Below are 6,332 nucleotides of genomic sequence, written 5' to 3'. Positions count from 1 at the left end.
TACGAACACCTCATTTATAAATTCTTATGAGGTAATTCTACACTATATTTTTGTCTGTTTGGGACATAATCAAAAATGGTATACTAGGACATTATCATAAACGGATCATAAGAAATTAGAATTTTTGCAAAAAAATATTGACAAAAAAAGGGCCATAAAGTATAATGTTCTAAAACGTAGAAAATAAATTTGAATATTGTGAAAACTGTGATAGGGAAAGTAGACATTCTTCATATTCTAAGAGAGTGGGGATGGTGTAAACCCATAAATGGTTAATGTTGAAACTCACCCTTGAGTTGTAAGCTGAAATTATATGGTTTATATATTATATATAAACCATATAGGGTAAGCCGCGCCGGTGTATATAAATTATACATCGTTATAAAATCAAGATATAAAATGGGTGGTACCGCGATAGACTTTTCGCCCCAATGGGATGAGGTCTTTTTTTTATACTCAAAATTCTAATTTAAAAAAATTGAAGGGGGTACAAAAATGAAAGCTGCGGAAGCAATAATTAAATGTTTACAAGAAGAAAAGGTGAAAATAGTGTTTGGTTATCCGGGAGTTCCAGTTGGGCCTTTATTTGAAGCATTGAGGAAGTCTGATATAGAACATATATTGGTAAGACATGAACAGGCGGCAGGACATAGTGCTAGTGGGTATGCTAGGTCAACAAGGTCTATAGGAGTATGCATTGCAACTTCAGGGCCTGGAGCTATTAATCTTATAACGGGTATTGCAACTGCATACGCAGACTCTATACCAATGATTGCAATAACTGGGCAAGTTCGAACAGATTTAATTGGAAAAGATGTTTTTCAAGAAGCGGATATAATTGGGGCAACAGACTCTTTTACAAAGCATAGTTATCTAGTTAAAGATGCAAAGGATATACCAAGAATTATGAAAGAGGCATTTTATATAGCAAAAACAGGAAGACCAGGTCCTGTACTAGTGGATATACCATTAGATATTCAAAATACTGAAATTGAATTTGAATATCCAAGTGAAATTAGCATAAGAGGATATAAACCTACTATAAATGGAAATAAAAGACAAATAAGAAAGGCAATAGAGAAGATTAAAAGTAGCAGTAAACCTCTTATTTGTGTGGGTGGTGGAGTTATGTCTGCCAAGGCTGAAAAGGAGTTAATAAGGTTTATAGAAAAATCTAAGATTCCAATGGTACACACATTAATGGGTAAGGATGGAATTCCATCAAAATATTTTTACAATGTTGGATTAATTGGTTCACATGGTTTTAAATATGCAAATAAAGCTGTAGCTGAGGCTGATGTTCTAATTCTTGTTGGTACAAGAGTTGCAGATAGAGCAACAGGTGGATCAAAGAGTTTTGGAAAAATGGCAGATATTATTCATATTGATGTTGATCCAGCAGAGATAGGTAAAAATCTTAGTGCTCTTATTCCTGTAGTTGGGGATTGTAAAAAAATATTACAAGAACTTACTGATGGAGTAACACAAATTGATACAAAAGTGTGGATGGATCAAATTATGACTTGGAAAAATGAATATGTTAAAATTAGACCTTCAAGCGAAAAAGTAAATCCACAATATGCTTTAGAACTTTTATCACAAATGATAGAAGAAGATGCTTTGATTACTGCAGATGTAGGGCAAAATCAAATTTGGACCTCCCATTATCTTGATATGGTGGGTAACAGAAGATTTTTAACTAGTGGGGGTCTTGGAACAATGGGATACTCCATACCTGCCTCAGTTGGCTGTAAGTTTCCTTTTCCCAATAGACGTGTTGTCGCAGTAATGGGGGATGGAAGTTTTCAAATGAGTATGTCTGAACTTGGAACTATAAAACAAAATCATTTGAATATAATATTCTTATTATTTAATAATTCAAATCTTGGCATGGTTCGCGAGTATCAAAGCAATGTATATAAAAATACTTACGGAGTGAGTTTATGTGAAAATCCTGATTTTGTGAAACTTATAGAAGCTTATGGATTTTGTGGGAAAAGAGTTAACGCTAATTCAGAATTAAAAGGGGTTATTGAGGAAGCGATGGTTAGTAACAAAACTTTTTTAATAGAATGTATTGTAAGTGAAGAAGAGAGTACGTTATAAAGGGAGTGTAAATTATGAATAAATACATTTTATCTATTTTAGTTGAAAACCATCCAGGGGTTCTAAGCAAAATGGCCGGTTTATTTACACGTAGAGGTTATAATATTGATAGTTTAACGGTTAGTATTACGGATGATCCTAGTATTTCGCGTATGACAATTGTAGTTGGTGGAGATGAACAAATCACTGAACAGATTGTAAAACAATTGAATAAATTGGTAGATGTAATAAAAATATTAGAGTTAAGTCCTGAAAAATCGGTCTCTAGAGAAGTGGCACTTATAAAAGTGACTATTGATCAAAGCACTAGATCTTTTATTATAGAAACGGTAAATATATTTAAATGCAATATTGTAGAAATGAATACAAAGAGCATGATTATTGAAATAACTGGAGACGAGGATAAGGTATCCTCATTTATTGAATTAATGAGGCCTTACGGAATTAAAGAAGTTGTTCGTACAGGACTTGCAGTTTTGCAAAGACGATCAGAAATGGATTAGTAATAATCTACAATATTTTCAAGATTTTATGTATTGATACGTAATATAGTGTAATATAGTATAGAGTGTTATTGAATTGTTACTAATTAAGAATAAAATTTATAAAAATATAGTAGAAAGTTATTAGTACTACTTGGGGAGAGGAGATATTATGGAGAACAGCAAATTGATTCAGTTTAAAAAAACAATTCCTAAAAAGTTGAGCGGTTTTATAGAACCAGAGTTATTTCTTAAATATGAAGTTAAGAGAGGACTTAGAGATGTTGATGGTCGTGGAGTGCTTGTGGGTTTAACGGAAATTAGTCAAGTGAATGCTTCTATCATTAAAAATAATAAGACAATTCCAGCTCCAGGTGTTTTAAAATATAGAGGCATAAGTATTGATAATTTAGTGGATGGTTTTCTGAAAGATGGTCGTTTTGGATTTGAAGAAACTTGTTATTTATTGCTTTTTAGTGAGCTTCCGAGGAAAGAAGAACTTAAAAATTTTACAGATTTACTTTCTAAATATCGAAGTCTTCCAGATGACTTTGTTCGTGATATGATACTCAAAATGCCAAGTAAAAATATAATGAACTCGCTAGCAAGAAGTATATTAGCACTTTATAGCATAGATGATAAAGCTGAGGATACATCTGCAAGTAATGTTTTAGAGCAATGCATGAGGCTTATTGCTTGTTTCCCACTAATGGTGGTTTATGGTTATCAGGCACTATCACATTATCATAACAATAACAATTTAATTATTCGTAGCCCACTTGAGGAGTTAAGTACAGCTGAGAATATATTGTACATGCTTCGTGATGATAGTAAGTACACTAAACTTGAAGCTACAATACTTGACCTTGCATTAGTGCTTCACGCAGAGCATGGTGGTGGTAATAACTCTACATTTGTTACACATGTAATAACATCATCTGGTTCAGATACTTACTCAGTAATAGCTGCTGCACTTGGTTCTTTAAAAGGGCCCAAACATGGGGGTGCAAACATAAAAGTTGTTCAAATGTTTGAAGATATTAAAGAGAACGTAAGTGATTGGAAAGATGATGCAGAAATCGAAAAATATTTATTAAAGATACTAACTAAAGAGGCTTTTGATAAAACAGGACTAATTTACGGAATAGGGCATGCTGTTTACTCTATATCTGACCCAAGAGCTGTTATTTTTAAAAAATACGTTGGAAGACTTGCAAAGGCGAAAGGTTTAGAGGAGGAATATAACCTTTATGCTAGGGTAGAAGAACTAGCACCTATTGTAATTGCAAGTGTTCGAAAGATTTATAAAGGTGTAAGTGCTAATGTAGATTTTTACTCAGGATTTGTATATAGAATGCTTGGAATACCGGATGAGATGTTTACTCCTATTTTTGCTGTAGCAAGAATAGCTGGTTGGAGTGCTCACAGGCTTGAGGAGATAATAAACAATGGTAAGATTATTAGACCTGCATATAAATGTGTTTCGGGAATTAGTAATTATGTTCCATTAAACGATAGAGAATAATACATTTTAACTATCTAAACAATAAAAAGAAGGACAACCAAACTGTCATAGTGACAGAGAAGTTATCCTTCTTTTATTGACAAAAATTATTAATTGAAATATAGATTTGTAAAGGGAGTAAATTTATGATTAATGAATTTAATATTTTAACAGGATTATTTATTATTTTTATATTGTGGGCTTTAATTGAAGCTCAAGTTTATAGAGTTCGAAGAATTATAATTAAAAACAGCAAGATACCAAAAGGATTTAACAATTTTAAAATAATTTTTATATCTGATATGCACTATGGAAGGGGTTTTAGTAGCAAGAGATTATTAAATATAGTTAATAAAATTAATCAAATAGAGCCAGATATTATAATAATAGGTGGAGATTATTTAGACATTTCAGTAAAAAGTAAGAGGGATGTAAGTAAGTATTTAGATAAGGAGATTCAAGTTCTAAAAAAATTAAAAGCTAAGTTAGGAATTTTTACAGTCCTTGGAAATCACGATTATTTTAGGGGGAAAGAGTATTTGTTAAAAAAACTTAATTCAAATTCCTTTAAGATACTTAAAAATAGGAAGGAATTGATTAGTAAGGGCGGAGATACTATAGAAATAATAGGCGTAGATGATTTACTTGAGGGAATTCCAGATGCCAATGTGTTAAAAAAAACTAGCACCAATTTTACTATTGCTATATCACATAACCCAGATTTTTTCAGTGATTATAAAAATGTTATTAATTATGACTTAGGTTTTGCAGGTCATACTCATGGGGGTCAAGTAACTTTTTTTGGAGTATATGCGCCATATACATCTTCTAAATATGGTCAAATGTATTGTAAGAAAATAATTCATGAGAAAGATAGAGATATATTATTAACCAATGGCATAGGTAATGGAAAACTTCCTATAAGATTTTTTGCTATTCCGGAAATTGTAGAAATTGATTTAGAAGATTAAGCTCCTACAAAGTATGTAAAAAAACCTATAGTATAAACATTTTTTTAAATGATTATACTATAGGTAACAGTTTGAAATCTTTATGTTTTTTAATACATTTATAATCTGTAATTCTTATTATGCTACTATTTCTTTAAGTAATTTTGCAAAGTATGCTGCATGTGACTTTTCTTCTTCAAGAATTGTGGACAATATCCCAGAATTATTGTTTTGAGATACTTTCTCATACATTTGTGTATAAATACTTATTGTAAGTTGTTCTGTTTTAAGTGAATAAGTAAGTGCTGATTTTAAATCTTTGAAAGCATCCTTTGGTTGTTCTTTTTTATTAAAGACTTGATTTTCTATTAAATTTTTCAAGTATTTTGTTACTTCAATATCAAAGAGATAGGTAGTATCCATTTCTTTACCAGTACTTAAATCATTAAAAAGTTTTGTGAATCTCTCTTTATGAATAAATTCTTGACCCGCAGCAGCCAATAAAAATTCTTTTGTTTTTCCTTTAGTATAATTAGCGCCATTAATGTAAAAATCGTACCCTTCTTCTTCCATTAGTATGGCAATTTTCAACATTTCAAGACCACTAAAAGTAGTATTAGTCATAAGATCGCACCCCTTCTTTTCTGTTTAATAGTATTTTGTATAAAAGTCTTTAAATTAATATTAACTCTCATCTAATATTAACTTTCTTATAATAAATATTCAAGACTATTTTAAATATTTATTTTTAATTCATTATTTTAGTTAAAATAATATACTATTTACAGTTGTACATTTTTCTTATGTATTTTTATAGGCATATATAATTTATAAAAATCAGTAGCCGTAAGGATTAGAGGTGGCCCATAATAGTTAAAAAAATTAATTATTTTGGTACTGTTTTCTACTGAAGTGTGTGCATAAACAAGATGTTTACTAAAAAAAACTATTCCTATAGTACAACCTATTATTTTAATATTCATATTTAGCTTAATAGTACTTACTCTTGATTCAAAAATGAGATTATTAATTTTATCAACTACTATTTTTCTAGGATAACTTAAGTTAATTATATCAATCATAATAAACAACTCCCCATATAGATTTTACTTTATTATTAATATAATATTATTAATAAAGTAAAGTGTTACTATAAGTTGAATTTAATTAAATGCAAGTTGTCAATCATTTTTGAAAATGTCCCAAATTAAGTGAAACATTAGCACCAACGAATTGTTGGTGCTTTACTTTGTTTGAATTATAATTTTGGGTAAGTTTAATACACCTACT

General features: G+C 30.2%; 6 protein-coding genes and 1 other annotated feature. Of the genes, 4 read left to right on the top strand and 2 right to left on the bottom strand.

Features of this window, described 5'->3' with window-relative positions; genetic code table 11:
• Positions 1–198 precede the first annotated feature (198 nt).
• Positions 199–434, top strand: a binding site (T-box leader).
• A gap of 61 nt (positions 435–495) precedes the next feature.
• The 4 genes from ilvB (at position 496) to KPL37_RS18910 (ending at position 5,063) form a co-directional block, all read left to right on the top strand.
• Positions 496–2,106, top strand: a complete 1,611-nt coding sequence (gene ilvB, locus KPL37_RS18925) for a biosynthetic-type acetolactate synthase large subunit (protein ID WP_216151627.1) — start codon at positions 496–498, stop codon at positions 2,104–2,106.
• Between the two features lie 14 nt (positions 2,107–2,120).
• Complete coding sequence (gene ilvN / locus KPL37_RS18920; protein ID WP_216151626.1) at positions 2,121–2,609, top strand: acetolactate synthase small subunit; 489 nt, start codon at positions 2,121–2,123, stop codon at positions 2,607–2,609.
• Positions 2,610–2,760: 151 nt separating this feature from the next.
• Positions 2,761–4,113, top strand: a complete 1,353-nt coding sequence (locus KPL37_RS18915; protein ID WP_216151625.1) for a citrate/2-methylcitrate synthase — start codon at positions 2,761–2,763, stop codon at positions 4,111–4,113.
• A 125-nt stretch (positions 4,114–4,238) separates the two neighbouring features.
• A complete protein-coding gene (locus tag KPL37_RS18910) occupies positions 4,239–5,063 on the top strand; it encodes a metallophosphoesterase (protein WP_216151624.1) in 825 nt (274 codons plus the stop codon).
• 117 nt (positions 5,064–5,180) lie between these two features.
• On the opposite strand, the gene KPL37_RS18905 is transcribed toward KPL37_RS18910, so the two are convergent.
• Positions 5,181–5,666 carry a ferritin family protein gene (locus KPL37_RS18905; protein ID WP_216151623.1) on the bottom strand — a complete coding sequence of 162 codons (486 nt, stop codon included), beginning with the start codon at positions 5,664–5,666 and terminating at the stop codon, positions 5,181–5,183.
• Between the two features lie 158 nt (positions 5,667–5,824).
• Positions 5,825–6,124, bottom strand: coding sequence for a hypothetical protein (locus KPL37_RS18900; protein ID WP_216151622.1), 300 nt, complete (start codon positions 6,122–6,124; stop codon positions 5,825–5,827).
• Positions 6,125–6,332: the final 208 nt, after the last annotated feature.

The sequence above is a fragment of the Clostridium frigoris genome, assembly GCF_018861865.1.
In the GTDB taxonomy this organism is placed as follows: Bacteria; Bacillota; Clostridia; order Clostridiales; family Clostridiaceae; genus Clostridium_AD; species Clostridium_AD frigoris.
The sequence above is the reverse complement of the archived record's forward strand: the minus strand, read 5'-3'. Positions and strand labels throughout refer to the sequence as shown.